The following is a 16613-nucleotide window of genomic DNA, read 5'->3' as shown; positions in this document are numbered from 1 at the left end:
CGCCTTACACCACCGGCGTCAGCAACTCCCTCCCTGCAAAGTGCGCGTCGAGATTGGCGAGGGCGAGGTCGGCCATCGCCTGGCGGGTGAGGACGGTGGCGCTGCCCTGGTGCGGCTGGAGCACGACATGGTCCATGGCGAGCAGCGCTTCGGGCACATGCGGCTCGTCGGCGAAGACGTCCAGCCCCGCGCCGGCGATGCGCCGTTCGGCGAGCGCGGCGACCAGCGCCGGCTCGTCGATCACGCTGCCGCGGCTGATGTTGACGATCACGCCCTGCGGCCCCAGCGCGTCGAGCATCGCGGCATCGACCAGCTTCGCCGCTTCCGGCCCGCCCGAGGTTGCGACGATGATCGCCTCGCTTTCCCGCGCGAAGGCGATCGGATCGGCGATGTAGCGATAACCGGTGTCCGGCGCGGGGCGGCGGTTGTGATAGACGATCTCGCCCGCCACCGGCTCCAACCGGGCGGCAATGGCGCGGCCGATGCGGCCGAGGCCCAATATGCCGATGCGGCGGCCGGTGACGCGGGCGGAGAGGGCGGGCGATTCGCCCCGCGCCCAGGCACCCGCGCGCACCATGCGGTCGTTCGCCGCGATGTTGCGCACCGTGGCGAAAAGCAGCCCCACCGCCAGGTCGGCGACGTCGTCGGTCAGCACGTCGGGCGTGTTGGTGACGCGGATGCCCTTCGCCCGCGCATGGTCGACATCGACCTTGTCATAGCCGACCGAGAAGAGCGACACGATCTCCAGCGCCGGGAGCGCATCCATGACCGCGGCCGAGGCGCCGAGCGCGCCGAAGGAGACGAGGGCGCGGGCATTGCGCACTGCGTCAGGCAGGGCATCGGGGGCGGCATCGGCGGCGAGGCGGTGGACAGCGAAGCGGCTTTCCAGGCCCTCCAGCAGATAGGGCGAGAGCGGGCCGTAGGCGATGACGGGGATGGTGCGGTCGGTCATGGGGCTCCTTTAGAGGCTGTCCGCCGCGGGGGGAACCACCCCTCCGCGGCTTTCCGGCGCGCGGGGAGAAGCGCCGCTCGATTGACAGCGCTTGTCGCCGGTCCTAGCGCCGCTCCACCATGGCGACCATATCCATCACGGAGGACAGCCGCTTCGGGCTGCGCCGGCAGGTCCGGCTTCCCGGCCCGCTGCCGCTCGTCAGCGGGGCGCGCCTGGGGCCGCTCGACATCGCCTATGAGACCTATGGCGCGATGAACGCGGACCGCTCCAACGTCATCCTGATCTGCCATGCGCTGACCGGCGACCAATATGTCGCGTCGGAGCATCCCATCACCGGCAAGCCCGGCTGGTGGTGGCGCATGGTGGGCGAAGGCAAGCCGGTCGATCCGGCGCGGCATTTCATCGTGTGCGCCAACGTCATCGGCAGCTGCCTGGGATCGAGCGGCCCGGCCAGCCCCGATCCCGCCACGGGCGAGCCCTATGCGATGCGCTTCCCGGTGCTGACCATCGCGGACATGGTACGGGCGCAGGCGATGCTGCTCGACCATCTGGGCGTCGACCGGCTGGCGGCGGTGATCGGCGGGTCGATGGGCGGCATGCAGGCGCTGACCTGGCCGACGCTGTTCCCCGAGCGGGTGGAAAGCTGCGTCGTCATCGCCTCGACCGCGCGGCACAGCGCGCAGAACATCGCCTTCCACGAGGTCGGGCGGCAGGCGATCATGGCCGATCCCCACTGGCGCGGCGGCGACTATTATGCCGATGGCAGGGTGCCAAGCGCGGGGCTGGCGGTGGCGCGCATGGCGGCGCACATCACCTATCTGTCCGAGGCGGGGCTGACCGAGAAGTTCGGCCGCCGCCTGCAGGGGCGCGAGGCCAAGACCTTCGGCTTCGACGCCGATTTTCAGGTGGAAAGCTATCTGCGCCACCAGGGGCTGAGCTTCGTCGACCGGTTCGACGCCAACAGCTATCTCTACATCACCCGGGCAATGGACTATTACGACATCGCCGAGGACCATGGCGGCAGCCTGGCGAGCGCTTTCGCCGGGACGCGGGCGCGCTTCTGCCTCGTCAGCTTCGATACCGACTGGCTCTATCCGACGGCGGAATCGCGGATCATCGTCCATGCGCTGAACGCCGCAGGGGCGCAGGCGAGCTTCGTCGAGCTGTCGAGCCCGTTCGGCCATGACGCGTTCCTGCTGGAATGCCCGGAGCTCAACCGGGTGGTCGACGGCTTCCTGAAGGGCGGGCGGGCGTGAGCGAGGCGCTGCGGCCGGACCTGGCCCTGATCGCGCGGACGGTGAAGGCCGGCGCGCGGGTGCTGGACGTGGGCTGCGGCGACGGGGCGCTGATGGCGGCGCTGCGCGACGCCAAGCAGGTGGACGCGCGCGGGCTGGAGATCGACGGCGGCAATGTCGCGGCGGCGGTAGGACGCGGGCTGTCGGTGGTGCAGGGCGATGCCGATTCCGACCTGCGCTATTATCCCGACGCCAGTTTCGACTATGCGATCCTGAGCCAGACGCTGCAGACGACGCGGCGGCCCGACCTGGTGGTGGAGGAGCTGCTGCGCATCGGGCGGCAGGCGTTCGTGTCCTTCCCCAATTTCGCGCACTGGCGCGGGCGGCTGTCGCTGATGCTGGGCGGGCGGATGCCGGTGACGCGGCTGCTGCCCGACACCTGGTACGACACGCTCAACATCCACCATGTGACGATCGACGACTTCCGCGCGCTGGTGAAGGAGCGGGGCTGGCATATCGACGGCCAGTGGTTCCTGAAGGGCGACCGCGAGACGACCCATGCGAACGCCAACCTGTTCGCCGAGCATGCGGTGTTCCTGCTGCGCCGCTGACGCGGCCGGCTCTTATTCCGCCGCGTCTGGGAGCGCGCGGGCCTCGTCCGCCTGGCTTTCGCGCGCCAGCAGGTCGAGCGGCTCCACCGACTCGATCTCCTTGCCGCCGGTCTCGATATCGAGGTCACGGAACTTGCGGCCGGTGGAAAGGACGCGGGTTTCGAAGCTGCCGACGAAGCTGTTATAGTTGGCGACGGCGCTATTGAGGCCGGATCCGAGGCGCTTGAGATGCGTCGCGGCGACCGACAGCCGCTCGTACAGTTCCTTGCCGAGCAGCCCGACCTGGCGCGCCTGGTCCTGCATCTTCGCCTGCCGCCAGTGGCCGGCGAGCGTGCGGGCGAGTGGCAGGAAGGTGGCGGGGCCGCAGATGATGACGCGGTTGCGCGCCGCGCGCTCCCACAGCTCCATGTCCGCCTCCAGCGCGGCGGTGACGAAATTGTCGCCCGGCACGTACATGATGACGAAGTCGGGCGCGCGTTCGAACTGTTCCCAATAGGCCTTGCGCCCGAGCGCGTCGGCATGGGTGCGCACCGCCCGGGCATGGTCGGCCATGTGGCGATCGCGCAGCGCGGGATCGACCTGGTCCACCGCGTTCAGATAGGCCTCCAGCGAGCATTTGACGTCGACGACCAGCTGCTGGCCGCCCGGCAGGCGAATGATGAAGTCGGGGCGCAGCCGAGTCTCGGTTTCATTGGCCTCGACGGTGACCGACACTTCCTCCCGGAAATCGACATGGGGGGAGAGGCCCGCGGTCTCGATCAGGTTCTTGAACTGCTGTTCGCCCCAGCGGCCACGGGTCTTGGGCGCGGCGCGCAGCGCGTTGACCAGTTTCGCGGTCTCATCCCGCACCTGGCCCTGGCCCTGCTGCATCTGCGCCACGGCCTCGCGCAGCTCGGCATAGCTGCCGACGCGGTCCTTCTCGACCCGGGCGAGCCCTTCCTCATAGCGCCGGAGCGTGGTTTCCACCGGGGCGAGCAGGGTCTTGAGCTGCGCCTCGCTCTTCTCGCTCGCCTGGGCGAAGCGCTGGTCGGCGCGGGTCAGGAAATCGGCCTTGGCATGTTCGAGCAGGCGGCCGCCGATCTCGCTGAACTGGGCCGAAAGCTGGTCCCGGGCATCCTTCAGCGCGGCGATCTGCGCCTCGAACGCCTCGGCGCGGGCCTGCGCATCGGAGCGGAGCGCGGCGAGATCGCGCAACGCGCCCTCGCGTTCGGCCTGCACGCCCTCGAGCCGCGACGCGAGCGCCGCCTGCGCCGCTTCCAGCCGGTCGGCATGGGCGTTCGCCTGGGTCGCGCGCTCCTGCGCGACGGCGAGTTCCGCGATTGCCGCGTTGCGCTGCGCGGTGGCGACGTCGAGCTTCGCGGCCAGATCCGCCTTGTCCGCCGCCAGCGGCGCGAGCGCCCGGCCGCGCAGCAGCCAGCCGGCGGCAAGGCCCGCGAGCAGCGCGACGACGATGAGAAGGGCGGCGAGACTGTCCATGATGATCCCTTGCAGAACGAAAAGGGAACTTAGCCGCCCCCCTTCTTCGCCGCAAGCGTTAAGGGCCGGCCCCCTTGCCGTGCGTCAGGCGGCCCGCGCTGCCGGCGCGGCGAAGCGCTGGCGATAGTCGCCGGGCGACAGGCCGACGATGCGGTGGAACAGCTTGCGGAAGGCGGCGGCGTCCTCATAGCCGACGCTCCAGGCGATCTGGTCCACCGTGCGCTTCGTGAATTCCAGCAGCTCGCGCGCCTTGCCGACGCGCAGATGCTGGGCATATTCGATCGGGGTCATACCCGTGGCCGCCTTGAAGCGGCGCTGGAAGGTGCGTTCCTCCATTCCCACCTGCGCGGCCATCTCGCCCACGCTGGCAGCCTTCGCCTCGCGCGCCTGGAGCCAGTGCTGCACCTTCAGGATCGGCTCGTCGCCATGGGTCATGCGCGGCATGAAGCGGGCATAATGCTTCTGCTCGCGGCCGGCCGGATCGACCAGCAGGAACTTGCCCGTGTCGATCATCACCGTCGGCCCCAGCAGCCGGTCGACGACCCGCAGCCCGAGGTCGGTCCAGGCCATGAGGCCGCCGGCGGTCAGGATGTCGCCGTCGTCGATGACGATCCGGTCGCAGTCGAGCCGGACGTCGGGGAAGCGGTCGCGAAAGGGTTCGGCGAACAGCCAGTGCGTCGTGGCCGGCCGCCCGGCGAGCAGGCCGGTCGCCGCCAGCAGGAAGGCGCCGCCGCAATTGGAGGCGAGAGTCGCGCCCTGCGCGTGGCGGTCCAGCAGCCAGCGGGCATAGGGCGCGGCCTCCACCGCGTCGGGCACGCCCGTCAGCCGGCCGGGGATCAGCCAGATTTCCGGCATGCCGCCCTGCCCATCATGGGTGTCGAAGGTGCGGACGAAACCGCCGTCATCGGTCATTCCCCAATGGCTGGTCCGCAGCACCGGCCCGGCCCGCTGCGCGGAAAACTGCCCGGCAATGTCGAACAGGTCGGTGATGCCGTGCACCATCGCGGCCTGGCATCCGGCATAGAGCAGGATGCCGACTTCGGCCCTGATTTCGCCCGTCGCGACCATGGACATGCTCCCTGTCGGAATCGGCCCGCTTAATGTCGGGTTCCCCAATCCCGATCCTCGCCCAGACGCCGTAATTCCGCAAGCACAGGGCGTGAAGGACGCCCTTTCGGACAAGGGAAGGGAATTTCACATGAGCAATTTCATCACCACCAAGGACGGCACCCGCATCTTCTACAAGGCCTGGGGTGCGAAGGATGCACAGCCGGTGCTGTTTTCCCATGGCTGGCCGCTGACGGCCGATGCCTGGGACGCGCAGATGGTGTTCTTCGCCAATGCCGGTTTCCGCACCATCGCCCATGACCGCCGCAGCCATGGGCGGTCGGACCAGGTGTGGGACAACAACACCATGGACCAATATGCCGACGACCTGGCCGAACTGATCGAGACGCTGGACCTGCACGACGTGATCCTGGTCGGCCATTCGACCGGCGGCGGCGAGGTGACCCGCTATATCGGCCGCCACGGCACGGCGCGGGTGGCGAAGCTGGCGCTGATCGGCGCGGTGCCGCCGCTGATGCTGAAGACCGAGGCGAACCCGATCGGCCTGCCGATCGACGCGTTCGACGGCATCCGCAAGGGCACGTTCGACAATCGCAGCCAGTTCTTTCGCGACCTGACCCTGCCCTTCTACGGCTACAACCGCGAAGGCGCGACGATTTCGGAGGGCATTCGCGAGGAATTCTGGCGGCAGGGGATGATGGGCGGCCTGAAAGGCCAGCTCGACAGCATCCGCGCCTTTTCCGAAAGCGATTTCCATGCGGACCTGGCGAAAGTCGACGTGCCGACGCTGGTGCTGCACGGCGACGACGACCAGATCGTCCCCATCGGCGCATCCGCCCTGTCCACCGTCAAGATCGTTACGCAGGCGGTGCTGAAGGTGTACAAGGGCGCCGACCATGGGCTGACGCAGACTCACCAGGACCGGTTCAACGCCGACCTGCTGGACTTCATCAAGGGCTGAAAGCTGTTCGCCTCCGTTCGGGCCGGGCCCGGACGGAGAAGGACTGGAGGAGATTTCCCATGAGCAACGACACCATTCTCATCACCGGCGCCTCGGACGGCATCGGCGCGGTCTATGCCGATCGCCTCGCGCGGCGCGGCGCCAACCTGATCCTGGTCGCCCGGCGCGCGGAAAAGCTCGCCGCGCTCGCCGAGCGGCTGCGGGCGGAAGCCGGAGTCGGCGTCGAGGTGCTGGCGGCCGACCTGGCCGATGCCGGCGACCTCGCCCGGATCGAGGCGCGGCTGCGCGAGGACGAGGCGATCACAGGCCTGGTCAACAATGCCGGGATTGCCGGCGAAGGGCGCTTCGTCGATGCGGACCCGGCCTATCTCACCGGGCTGATCAACCTCAACATCCTGGCCGTCACCCGCCTCAGCGCCGCCATCGCGCCGCGCCTTGCGGCGAGGGGTGCGGGCACGATCATCAACATGACGTCGATCACGGCGCTGATGCCCGACGGCTTCACCGCGACCTATCCCGCAAGCAAGGCCTTCGTCCTCGCCTTCACCGAGGCGCTGCGGGCGGAGCTGGGGCCGCAGGGCGTGCGCGTCCAGGCGGTGCTGCCGGGCATCACCCGCACGCCGATCTGGACCGAAGAGCAGCTCGCCGGCATTCCCGCCCATATGGTGATGGACGTCGAGGAGATGGTCGACGCCGCGCTGGCCGGCCTCGACCTCGGCGAAGCCATCACCATCCCGGCGCTGCCGGACATCGCGCAGCTCGACGCCTATCTGGCCGCCCGCGCCGCGCTGCGCCCCAACCTGTCGCTGGCCCATGCCGCGCCGCGCTACGGCCTTGCCGCCGGAGCGGAATGAATCGCTGTCCTGCTTCACAAGGAGAAGTCCCATGATCCTCGGTCTCAGCCTTCCGCAGTTCATCGCGTTCCATGTCGCCATCAGCCTGGTCGGCATCGCGAGCGGTCTCCTCGCCCTCGGCGCGCTTGCCGCTGGGCGCTTCCATCCCCGGATGCACGCGCTGTTCCTCGCGACGACGCTGCTCACCAGCCTGACCGGCTTCCTCTTTCCCTTCCGCGGCTTCACACCGGCGATCGGGGTGGGGGTGATCTCCACCATCGTCCTCGTGGCCGCGCTGGCGGCGCTCTACGGCTTCGCCCGCAGGGGCGTGGCGCGGATCGTCTATGCCGTCACCGCCACGGTGGCGCTGTGGCTGAACCTGTTCGTGCTGGTGGTGCAGGGCTTCCTGAAGGTGCCGGCGCTCAACGTGCTGGCGCCGACCGGGACGGAGCCGCCCTTCCTGGCCGCGCAGGCATTGCTGCTGATCGCCATGCTGGTGCTGGGTGCCGCGATCGTGCGGCGCCGTCAGCCGAGCGAGGCCCTGAACCCGGCGAGCCGCGCCACCGCCTGATCCAGCGTGGCGTCGCTCTTGGAAAAGCACAGGCGCACCAGATGCGTTATCGGGTCGGCGGGGTAGAAGGCGGAGATCGGGATCGCCGCCACCCCCGCCTCGCCGACGATGCGGTCGCAGAAGGTGACGTCGTCCATGGCGATGCCCGATGCGGGCAGGTCGATGGTCAGGAACCAGGTGCCGCCGCCCGGATGGACGGCATAGCCCGCCGCTTCCAGCCCACGCGCCAGCCGGTCGCGCGACGCCTGATAGGCGTCGCGCTGCGCCGCGAACCAGGCGTCGGGCCTGGCCAGCCCGTCGGCCACCGCCCATTGCAGGCCGGGCGGGGTGGCAAAGGTGAGGAACTGGTGCGCCCGGGCGAGCAGGGTGGCGATCGGCGGGGCGGCGCACATCCAGCCGACCTTCCAGCCGGTGACGGAAAAGATCTTGCCTGCCGACCCGATCTTGACCGTGCGGTCGCGCATGCCGGGCAGGCCGATCAGCGGCTGGTGGTCGATGCCGTCGAAGGTCACCTGTTCCCACACCTCGTCGCAGATCGCGATCAGCCCATGCGCGACGCACAGTTCGGCCAGCAGCGCCAGCTCCTCCCCGCGCAGAACGACGCCGGTCGGGTTGACGGGATTGTTCATCAGCAGGAAGCGGGTGCGGCCGGTGATCGCCGCCTCCAGCGCCCGGCGCGTGATGCGCCAGTCGGGGGGCGTCAGCCGCACGATCCGCGCGACCCCGCCCGCGCGCTCGATCAGCGGCAGATAGGCGTCGTAGAGCGGAGCGAGCACCAGCACCTCGTCGCCCGGCCGCACCAGCGCCAGCAGGCTTGCCGCCAGCGCCTCGGTCGCGCCGGAGGTGACGATCACCTCGGACGGCGTCAGGTCCAGCCCCTGGAAATGGGCATAGTGGGCCGCCACCGCCGCGCGCAGCTCGGCAAGGCCGGCCATCGGCGCATATTGGCTGGAGCGGGTGAGCAGGGCGTCCGCCGCCGCCTCCAGTATCTCGCGCGGGCCCGGCCCCTCGGGAAAGCCCTGGCCCAGGTTGATCGCGCCGGTTTCCCGCGCCCGTGCCGACATCTTTTCGAAGATGGTTGTCGGCATGTCCCGATAGACGGGATGGCCCAGGGGTGACGGTGCTGCCTCGCTCATGACATAGGCGTAGGGCGTCTTGCGGCCCACGTACAGCTGGCATAATTGTCGGACATAAGTTGGAGGGGGGAGGGGACGATGACCAAGGCAGGCCTTCTGGCGGCGACGATGCTGGCTGCGGCGACGGCGCCGGCCGCGCAGGCGGGTCCGCTGCTCCACCCCATGTTCCAGGACCATGCCGTGCTCCAGCGCGACGCGCCGGTGCCGGTCTATGGCGACGCCGCACCCGGCGCCGAGGTGACGGTGACGATGGGCGCGGCGACGCAGCGGGCGCGGGCGGGCGCGGACGGGCACTGGACGCTGACACTGCCCGCCATGCCGGCCGGCGGGCCCTTCACCCTGCAGGCGCGGTCCTCTTCCGGCGAGACACAGGCGATCGCCGACGTGCTGGTGGGCGACGTCTTCCTGTGCAGCGGCCAATCCAACATGGCCTTCGCCGTCAAGGGCGCGGACAATGCGGCGGCGGAGATGGCGGCGGCGACCGACGGCACCATCCGGTCGCTGACCGTGCGGACCAAGGACAGCGTGACCCCGCTGGACAGTTTCGCCGATCCAGTGGCGTGGACGCCCGCGTCGCCGGAGACGGTCGGGGACTTTTCGGCGAGCTGCTATTTCTTCGCGCGGGAACTGAAGAAGACCGAGAAGGTGCCGGTCGGCCTGGTCACCGCCGCCTGGGGCGGCAGCCGGGTGCGCGCCTGGATCAGCGAGCCGACGCTGCACCGCACGGGGCAGGAGGCCGAGAATGTGCAGCTGCTCGACCTGCGGCGGCGCGACCCGATGGCGGCCGACAGGGGATGGAGCGCGGTTTGGGAACGCTGGTGGCGGCAGCAGGGGATCGCGGGGGGCGAACCGTGGCAGCCGTCCTTCGACGCGTCGGGCTGGGAAACCGCGCCGGCCGGGCTCGGGCCCTGGGCGCTGTGGAAGGGAACGTCGCCCGACGGCTTCACCGGCCAGATGTGGTTCCGCACGGAGGTGACGCTGACCGCCGCGCAGGCGGCGCAGGGCGCGATCCTGGACCTGGGCGCCGTCAACGAAGAGGACCAGAGCTGGGTCAACGGACAGGGGGTGGGCGGCACGTCCTGGTCGCGGCAGGCGCGCCATCCGATCCCGGCGGGCGTGCTGCGCGCGGGGAAGAACGTCATCGTCACCAACATCTTCTGCAGCTGGCGCAATTGCGGCATGAGCGGCCCGGCCGACAGCCGCGCGATCCGCCTGGCCGACGGCAGCGCAGTGCCGATCGCGGGGCCGTGGCGCTATGCCGAAATGCCCGCCAGCCTGATCGCGCCGCAGCTGCCCTGGGGGCCGGCGCATGGCGTGTCCGTCATCTCCAACGGGATGATCGCGCCGATGGGGCCCTACGGGTTCAAGGCGGCGGTCTGGTACCAGGGCGAATCCGACATCCATTTCGCCCCCGACTATCAGGCGCTGCTGGGGACGCTGATGGCCGACTGGCGCAGGCGGTTCCGGGCGGACCTGCCCTTCCTGATCGTGCAGCTGCCCAATTTTGGGCCGCGTCCCGACGGCCCGGTGGAATCGGAAATGGCCGACATTCGCGAGGCGCAGCGCCGCGCGGCCATTGCCGATCCGAAGGCCGACTATATCGTCACGATCGACATCGGCAATCCGGCGGACATCCACCCGACCGCCAAGCAGGAGGTCGGCCGCCGGCTGGCGCTGGCAGGACGGCGCCTGCTCTACGGGGAAGCGACGCCCACGGGGCCGCGCCCGATCGACGCGCGCATCGAGGGCAAGGCGGTGACGCTGCGCCTGGGCGGCGTCACCGGCGCGCTCGCCGCGCCGGACGCGGCGCTCCCCGCGTTCGAGTTGTGCGGTCCCGCCGCCGGGTCGTGCCGTATTGCGCCGGCCCGGATCGCGGGCGCCGACACGGTCGCGATCGACCTGACCGGCGCGCGGCCGACGCGGCTGCGCTATTGCTGGGGGGATAGCCCGGTCTGCCCGCTGTCGGACGGATCGAAGCTGCCGACGGGACCGTTCGAGATTCCGGTCCGCTAGGGACCGGGCGCGCCTGCGCGCGCCCGGACAAGCCCTTATTTCGGAAGCGCCACGACCTTCTGGATGGCATAGCCGCCATCCACGCCGGTCGCGCCGCTGGCGGGCTGGCCGGAGCCGACCGTGACCCGGTACTGGCCCGGGATCAGCTGCCGGTCGCCTTCCTCCGTCACGAAGCTGAGGTCGCGCGGCGAAAGGTCGAAGCGCAGCGTCCGCTGCTCGCCGGGCTTCAGCGATACGCGCTGGAAGCCGCGCAGCGCGGTGCGGGGCGCGCCCTTGAAGGCGGGCGGAGTGATGTAGAGCTGCGCCACCTCGTCGCCCGCGCGGGCGCCCGCATTCTTCACCGTGACGCGGACCGACAGGCCGTTTTCCGCCGCGCCGTTCACCGGTTCTACCGCGAAATCGCCATAGTCGAAGCGGGTGTAGCTGAGCCCATGGCCGAAGGCATAGACCGGCGTCTTTTCGAAATAGCGATAGGTCCGGCCCGCCATGCTGTAGTCGGTGAAGGGCGGCAGGTCCTCCACGCTCTTGTAGAAGGTGACGGGCAGGCGTCCGGCCGGGTTGGTTGCGCCCGACAGGATGTTGCCCACGGCGCGGCCGCCCGACTGGCCAGGGTACCAGGCCTCCAGGATCGCGGCGGCATTGTCCTTCGCCCAGGACAGGTCGATGGCGCTGCCGTTCATCGCCACCACGATCAGCGGCTTGCCCAGCGCCTTCGCCTTTTCCAGCAGGGCACGCTGGTCGGCGGGCAGGTCGAGCGAGGTCTTGTCGCCGCCCTCGAAACCCTCGATCTTCACCGGCATCTCCTCGCCCTCCAAGTCGGAGGTGAGGCCGACGACGGCGACGACGACATCCGCGTCGGCGGTGCCCCGGCGCAGGTCGGCGTCCAGGTCCTGCGACACGCGCTTCCAGAAGATCTGCGGGGCGGGCGCGACGCCGCTTTCATTCTGGAGGTTGATCGCGATCCGGTCGCCCTTGCGCAGCGGTACGTCGACCAGCTTCAGCGGTTCGGCCCAGCGCGAATAGTCCTTCGCCTCGACGATGGTCTTGCCGCCCAGCGTCAGGCTGCCCTTCACCCCGGTCAGCGCCATGCGGTAGAGGCCCGTTTCCGGCGCGACCAGCGATCCGGTCCACACGACCTTGTAATCGTTCGCGACCTGCCGGAATTCGGACGCGCGCGACACGATGCTGGTTTCGGTGCGGGTGAGGGCGGGCGTCGCGGGATAGCGGCGCTCGGCATCCGGGGCGGCGCCGGCCTTGTCCAGCGCGCTATAATATTGGGCACGGACCCCAGGGCGGCCCTCCGGCGTCAGGAGCGCCGTGCCCGGGACGGGATCGCCGTCGGTGATCGACGGGGTGAAGGGCACCAGTGTCACCTTGGCGTCCGGCATCGCGGCATGCAGGCCGTCCGCGACGGAGATGGGCGGGGCGCTGCGCGGCGAGGAATAATTGCCGCGCAGCACGCGGGTGGCATCGGCCAGCGGGCCGACCAGCGCGATCTTCGTGCCCGGCTTCAGCGGCAGGATGCCGTCATTCTTCAGCAGCACCATGCTCTTTTCCGCCGCGGTCAGCGCCAGTTCGCGATGTTCGGGCGTGTCGATCGCGGCGACCGGCGTGGCGTCAGGCTTGCGCGCGGAGAGGCCCGGCAGGTCGCCGTTGCGCAGGCGCGCCGAGAACAGCCGGACCAGCGCGGTGTCGATGTCGCTTTCGCGGATGAAGCCGCGCGCGAGCGAGTCCTTGTAGCGGTTGCCGAGGTCCGTGCGCCCGCCCAGCGTGGCGTTGTTGCATTCATTGTCGACCCCGTGGGTCAGGGCGACGGCCACGCCCGTGGCGGCGTCGGGCGCATATTTGTGATGTTCGTAGATGTCGACCACCGAATCGCAGTCGGACACGACATAGCCGTTGAAGCCCCAGGCGCCGCGGAGATAGTCGCGCAGCAGCACCTGGCTGCCGCAGGCCGACTGCCCATAGACGCGGTTATAGGCGCACATGATCGACCCGGCCTTCGCATCGACGATCGCTGCGCGGAAGGCCGGGAGATAGGTGTCCTCCAGGTCGTGCGGCGTCGGATAGATATTGTCGACATGGCGGCTCGGCTCGGGGCCGCTGTGCACGGCGAAATGCTTGGGCGTGGCGACCACGTCGGGCAGATCCGGATTGCTGCCCTGGATGCCGTTCACGAAGGCGACGCCGATCTGGGCGGTCAGATAAGGGTCCTCGCCATAGGTTTCCTGGCCGCGCCCCCAGCGCGGATCGCGGAAGATGTTGATGTTGGGCGACCAGGTGTCGAGCCCGGTGCCGATGCGGCCGAGATGGCCAGTCTGCCGGCCGAGGGTGTGGAGGCCGCGCACCTCGACGCTGATGACGGAGGCGACCTGCTTCACCAGCGGTGCGTCGAACGTCGCGGCGAGGCCGATCGGTTCCGGGAAATTGGTGGTGGGCACCGATCCCATCGCGCCGTGCAGCGATTCGGTCCACCAGTTATAGGCAGGGATGTTGAGCCGCGGGATCGCCGGGGCGACGTTGAGGAGCTGGGCGACCTTCTCGTCCACCGTAAGCTGGCTGACGATCGCCCGCGCCTTCGCGTCCGCCTCCGCACGGGCGTCCGTCTGCGCGAAGGCGGAGCTTCCGGCGCATCCGACCGCGAGAGCGAACGCGGAAGATTTCGCGGCGAGATATATGGCGGAAATGACCGAACGCTTCACCCTTCTGCTCCTCCATCCTGTCCGCATCGTGCCGTGCGGGCTGGGTGACCCTTCTGATCGGACATGCCTGGCGACCAGTATTTCAGCCTCGCCGCTCCACCGTCCGAATCGTCGAAGATTGCCCACCTCGCCGCCCATGCGGATATGCGCAGCGGTTCGCGGCGCATTCATTTGTCTGAGTATATGCACGCGCAGATGTTGTCAAAGGCGATGCTGCTGTCCGAGCAGATGGTGAATGCACGTGAGGAGATTATGATGAAGGGGTAAGCATGCAGGGCGGAAGCGGCCCATCCCGCCTCGAAGGAGGACGTGTGCCCAAGTCAAACTCCCATCGGCGGCGGCTTGCGCCGTCGAATATTGTTCGGGATCATAGCTCATGCCGCCCAGGATCCGTCAGAAAGTTATACTGTTGATATCACTAGGGAACTTTCGCCGATCTCCGCAGGCCATCTATCGACTACTCTCGGCTTTTTCCCACATCCCTTCCAGTTCTGGCGTTCGAACCCAAACGCAACCCAAGGTGCCGTCAGCGTTAGCAGAATCAGTCCGTTTCTGCGACCTCAGCGGCAATGGCACGAAGCTCGGAACGCCTTGGTATATGGTGCCAATCCAGTCACCATGAGATCGTCGCGATCGAGGAGCGAGACAGACGCCGGTTTGGATAGCGGGGTGCGCGCACGGCAGCAGCCATCCTCAAGGCTGTGCGAGCCGACCGGCGGCGAAGTCGCGTGCGAGCGCGATAAAGGCTTGGAAGGCCGCGGAGGAATTGCGCCGATTGGAATAATAAAGACACAGCGGCGCTAGCGGCGGCGTCCAGTCTTCGAGGATGCGGACGAGCCGACCTGCCGCGATGTCGTCGCGAACATCGGTCTCCATGAAATAGCCGATCCCCACGCCGTTCGTTACCGCGATCCGGGCCAGCGAAGCTTCGTCGAGGGTGATCGGGCCCTCGACGTCGAGCTGCAATTCCTCGCCGCCCTTCTCGAACCGCCATCGGAACAAGGCGCCATTGGGAAGCCGCACGCGAAGGCAGGGGTAAGTAAGCAGCTCCTGCGGCACCTGCGGGATAGCCCTGCTTTCGAAAAAGGCCGGGGACGCGGCAACCGCCATGCGTCGCATCTGCCCCAGCGGTATGGCTATCGCGTCGCTGGGCACCAGATCCGCGCTGCGCACGCCCAGATCGAAGCCCGCCGCGACGACGTCGACAAGCCGTCCCTCGGTGACGAGGTCGATATGGACCTGCGGATAGCGTTGCAGATAGGTCAGGATCAGCGGCGCCATGATCTCGCGCGCCGCCGTCGCGAAGGCATTGATGCGCAAGGTGCCCGATGGCGTCTCCTGCTGGGAGCGCGCCGTGTTCATCGCCTTCTGGATATCCTCGAGCGCTGATTTGATCTGTGCGACGAAGATCCGCCCCGCATAAGTGAGCGAGACGCTGCGTGTGGTGCGATTGAACAATCGCACGGCAAGCTCCCGCTCGAGCTTTCCCACTGCATTGCTGATGGCCGTGGTCGACATGCCGAGATCGAGCGCCGCCGCTCGAAACGAGCCGCAGCGAACGATGGCGAGAACCGCCTCGAGCTCGATCAGCGAATGGCGACTCATTATTTCGGTTTCCGTAACACGCTATGCCGATTTGTCTCGATTATCAGGCGAAAAGTCCATCGCTAAATAAGCCTCCTCACCCTTGAGGAGATGAACATGCCCATGGACCTACCCAAGCCGATCGCCGACTATGTCGAGGCGAATGCCCGTCTCGATATCGAGGGCATGTTGCAGCCCTTCCAGCGCGATGCCGTCTTCATCGACAACGGCAAGCATTTCGAGGGGCATGCCGCGATCCGTAAGCTGTTCGAAGAAGAGGTGATCCCGGTGAAGGCGATCTTCATGCCTGACACGGTCCGGGAAGAGGGCGACGATATCGTCGTCGAAGGTCCCGCGCATGGCGACTTCCCGGGTAGCCCGCTGCGCTTCACCTATCGCTTCACGCTGGCGGATGGCGCCATCAGGACGCTGGAGACCACGGTATGAGCATCAAGGCCGATCCCACCGAGTTCGCCGGCAAGCGCGTGCTCGTCAGCGGTGGCACCAAGGGTTTGGGCCGCGCCACGGTCGAGCGCTTCCTTGCCGGCGGGGCGCGGGTCATCACCGCCGCCCGCACGATCAAGGATGCCATCGAGGGTGTCGAATATGTTCAGGCTGACCTGACCACGCCCGAGGGCGGCGAAGCGCTGGCCAAGGCGGCGCTCGAGCGGCTGGACGGCATCGATATCCTTGCCCATGTCGTCGGTGGCTCGGCTTCGCCGGCCGGTGGCTTCGTCGCGCTGACGGATGAGCACTGGCTCGCCGAGCTGAATCTCAATCTGCTGGCGACGGTCCGGCTCGACCGCCTGCTGATCCCGCAGATGCTCGAGCGGGGCGCGGGCGTCGTGGTGCACGTCACCTCGATTCAGTCCGTCCTGCCGCTGCCCGAGTCCACGACCGGCTATGCCGCTGCCAAGGCAGCGCTCAGGACCTACAGCAAGTCGATCTCGAAGGAGCTCGGTCCCAAGGGCGTGCGGGTCAACGCCGTCTCGCCCGGCTGGATCATGACGGAAGCCGTCGGAGACTTTCTAGAAATGCTTCGGGCAGCCAATGGCGGCACGGTCGACGACGCGCGTCAGTCCGTGCTCGATGCCCTGGGCGGGATCTCGATCGGGCGGGGAGCCGAGCCGGAAGAGGTGGCCGACCTTATCGCCTATCTCGCCGCAGACCGCGCCGCAGCGATCCACGGCGCCGAGTTCGTTATCGACGGCGGGACCATCCGCACCGTCTGAGAGCCCCGCCCCGGCAGTCCGAACTGCATTCAGCGGATAAGTGCGTCTCGGCGAAAGCAGCCTTGTTCATGGTCGTTGACGATCCCCACCGCCTTCGAGATCGTCTCGGAAAGCGGTGAGGTCGCGATCCACTCGCGGCCGGCGCGGGGCAAATCAGGCGAGTCTTGCTGAGGCATGCCCGGCGTCTACGCGAAGAGGCAAAGTCTGGCCCGCATCAGAAATCCTTCAACCATGTTTGC

15 protein-coding genes are annotated in these 16613 nt (G+C 68.4%); 9 read left to right on the top strand and 6 right to left on the bottom strand.

The genetic code is table 11. From position 1 onward, the window contains the following. Nucleotides 1-4: 4 nt before the first annotated feature. The gene (locus M529_RS27170; protein WP_021316422.1) at nt 5-952 is read right to left on the bottom strand and encodes a 2-hydroxyacid dehydrogenase; all 948 of its coding nucleotides are present in this window, start codon (nt 950-952) and stop codon (nt 5-7) included. Nucleotides 953-1071: 119 nt separating this feature from the next. Here M529_RS27170 and metX point away from each other — a divergent pair, with 119 nt between their 5' ends. Together metX and metW are read left to right on the top strand one after the other, a co-directional pair. After that, nucleotides 1072-2208, top strand: a complete 1137-nt coding sequence (gene metX / locus M529_RS27165) for a homoserine O-acetyltransferase MetX (protein WP_021316421.1) — start codon at nt 1072-1074, stop codon at nt 2206-2208. Beyond that, a complete protein-coding gene (metW, locus tag M529_RS27160; RefSeq protein WP_021316420.1) occupies nt 2205-2798 on the top strand; it encodes a methionine biosynthesis protein MetW in 594 nt (197 codons plus the stop codon). Before metX ends, metW begins: the two co-directional genes overlap by 4 nt. Nucleotides 2799-2810: 12 nt before the next feature. On the opposite strand, the gene rmuC is transcribed toward metW, so the two are convergent. Together rmuC and M529_RS27150 are read right to left on the bottom strand one after the other, a co-directional pair. Continuing rightward, nucleotides 2811-4274: a DNA recombination protein RmuC gene (rmuC, locus tag M529_RS27155; protein ID WP_021316419.1), complete on the bottom strand. Its 1464-nt coding sequence runs from the start codon at nt 4272-4274 to the stop codon at nt 2811-2813. Nucleotides 4275-4358: 84 nt separating this feature from the next. Continuing rightward, complete coding sequence (locus M529_RS27150; RefSeq protein ID WP_021316418.1) at nt 4359-5342, bottom strand: GlxA family transcriptional regulator; 984 nt, start codon at nt 5340-5342, stop codon at nt 4359-4361. A gap of 130 nt (nt 5343-5472) precedes the next feature. On the opposite strand from M529_RS27150, the gene M529_RS27145 reads away from it, so the two are divergent. The 3 genes from M529_RS27145 to M529_RS27135 are packed head-to-tail and all read left to right on the top strand — an operon-like array spanning nt 5473 to nt 7707. Continuing rightward, on the top strand, nt 5473-6303 hold the full coding sequence (locus tag M529_RS27145; protein WP_021316417.1) for an alpha/beta fold hydrolase: 831 nt from the start codon (nt 5473-5475) through the stop codon (nt 6301-6303). A 59-nt stretch (nt 6304-6362) separates the two neighbouring features. Continuing rightward, complete coding sequence (locus M529_RS27140; protein WP_021316416.1) at nt 6363-7157, top strand: SDR family NAD(P)-dependent oxidoreductase; 795 nt, start codon at nt 6363-6365, stop codon at nt 7155-7157. A gap of 31 nt (nt 7158-7188) precedes the next feature. Further along, nucleotides 7189-7707 carry a hypothetical protein gene (locus M529_RS27135; RefSeq protein WP_021316415.1) on the top strand — a complete coding sequence of 173 codons (519 nt, stop codon included), beginning with the start codon at nt 7189-7191 and terminating at the stop codon, nt 7705-7707. Here M529_RS27135 and M529_RS27130 read toward each other — a convergent pair. Further along, a complete protein-coding gene (locus tag M529_RS27130) occupies nt 7662-8843 on the bottom strand; it encodes an aminotransferase (RefSeq protein ID WP_021316414.1) in 1182 nt (393 codons plus the stop codon). The two genes, M529_RS27135 and M529_RS27130, sit on opposite strands and share 46 nt — an antisense overlap. A 78-nt stretch (nt 8844-8921) precedes the next feature. Between M529_RS27130 and M529_RS27125 the strand changes: the two genes are divergently transcribed. After that, nucleotides 8922-10856, top strand: coding sequence for a sialate O-acetylesterase (locus tag M529_RS27125; RefSeq protein ID WP_021316413.1), 1935 nt, complete (start codon nt 8922-8924; stop codon nt 10854-10856). 35 nt (nt 10857-10891) lie between these two features. On the opposite strand, the gene M529_RS27120 is transcribed toward M529_RS27125, so the two are convergent. Then, nucleotides 10892-13558 carry a glycoside hydrolase family 3 C-terminal domain-containing protein gene (locus M529_RS27120; protein ID WP_021316412.1) on the bottom strand — a complete coding sequence of 889 codons (2667 nt, stop codon included), beginning with the start codon at nt 13556-13558 and terminating at the stop codon, nt 10892-10894. Between the two features lie 63 nt (nt 13559-13621). Here M529_RS27120 and M529_RS27115 point away from each other — a divergent pair, with 63 nt between their 5' ends. Further along, the gene (locus M529_RS27115) at nt 13622-13825 is read left to right on the top strand and encodes a hypothetical protein (RefSeq protein WP_021316411.1); all 204 of its coding nucleotides are present in this window, start codon (nt 13622-13624) and stop codon (nt 13823-13825) included. 426 nt (nt 13826-14251) lie between these two features. Here the strand turns inward: M529_RS27115 and M529_RS27110 are convergent, their stop codons facing one another. Further along, nucleotides 14252-15163 (bottom strand): LysR family transcriptional regulator, encoded by a 912-nt coding sequence (locus tag M529_RS27110; protein WP_021316410.1) that lies wholly within the window; start codon nt 15161-15163, stop codon nt 14252-14254. Between the two features lie 96 nt (nt 15164-15259). On the opposite strand from M529_RS27110, the gene M529_RS27105 reads away from it, so the two are divergent. Together M529_RS27105 and M529_RS27100 are read left to right on the top strand one after the other, a co-directional pair. Beyond that, nucleotides 15260-15589, top strand: coding sequence for a nuclear transport factor 2 family protein (locus tag M529_RS27105; RefSeq protein WP_031294146.1), 330 nt, complete (start codon nt 15260-15262; stop codon nt 15587-15589). Then, nucleotides 15586-16374 carry an SDR family oxidoreductase gene (locus tag M529_RS27100; RefSeq protein WP_021316408.1) on the top strand — a complete coding sequence of 263 codons (789 nt, stop codon included), beginning with the start codon at nt 15586-15588 and terminating at the stop codon, nt 16372-16374. Before M529_RS27105 ends, M529_RS27100 begins: the two co-directional genes overlap by 4 nt. The last annotated feature ends 239 nt before the right edge of the window (nt 16375-16613 follow it).

The sequence above is a fragment of the Sphingobium ummariense RL-3 genome (assembly GCF_000447205.1).
In the GTDB taxonomy this organism is placed as follows: domain Bacteria; phylum Pseudomonadota; class Alphaproteobacteria; order Sphingomonadales; family Sphingomonadaceae; genus Sphingobium; species Sphingobium ummariense.
This window is presented reverse-complemented; position numbering and strand designations above follow the sequence as displayed.

Bases quoted from the DNA above. Each gene is read 5' to 3' on its own strand.
- metX (WP_021316421.1), top strand. From the start codon at position 1,072: ATGGCGACCATATCCATCACGGAGGACAGCCGCTTCGGGCTGCGCCGG.
- M529_RS27110 (WP_021316410.1), bottom strand. From the start codon at position 15,163: ATGAGTCGCCATTCGCTGATCGAGCTCGAGGCGGTTCTCGCCATCGTT.
- M529_RS27140 (WP_021316416.1), top strand. From the start codon at position 6,363: ATGAGCAACGACACCATTCTCATCACCGGCGCCTCGGACGGCATCGGC.
- M529_RS27170 (WP_021316422.1), bottom strand. From the start codon at position 952: ATGACCGACCGCACCATCCCCGTCATCGCCTACGGCCCGCTCTCGCCC.
- M529_RS27145 (WP_021316417.1), top strand. From the start codon at position 5,473: ATGAGCAATTTCATCACCACCAAGGACGGCACCCGCATCTTCTACAAG.
- M529_RS27130 (WP_021316414.1), bottom strand. From the start codon at position 8,843: ATGAGCGAGGCAGCACCGTCACCCCTGGGCCATCCCGTCTATCGGGAC.
- M529_RS27135 (WP_021316415.1), top strand. From the start codon at position 7,189: ATGATCCTCGGTCTCAGCCTTCCGCAGTTCATCGCGTTCCATGTCGCC.
- M529_RS27125 (WP_021316413.1), top strand. From the start codon at position 8,922: ATGACCAAGGCAGGCCTTCTGGCGGCGACGATGCTGGCTGCGGCGACG.
- M529_RS27150 (WP_021316418.1), bottom strand. From the start codon at position 5,342: ATGGTCGCGACGGGCGAAATCAGGGCCGAAGTCGGCATCCTGCTCTAT.
- rmuC (WP_021316419.1), bottom strand. From the start codon at position 4,274: ATGGACAGTCTCGCCGCCCTTCTCATCGTCGTCGCGCTGCTCGCGGGC.
- M529_RS27115 (WP_021316411.1), top strand. From the start codon at position 13,622: ATGCCTGGCGACCAGTATTTCAGCCTCGCCGCTCCACCGTCCGAATCG.
- M529_RS27105 (WP_031294146.1), top strand. From the start codon at position 15,260: ATGCCCATGGACCTACCCAAGCCGATCGCCGACTATGTCGAGGCGAAT.
- M529_RS27100 (WP_021316408.1), top strand. From the start codon at position 15,586: ATGAGCATCAAGGCCGATCCCACCGAGTTCGCCGGCAAGCGCGTGCTC.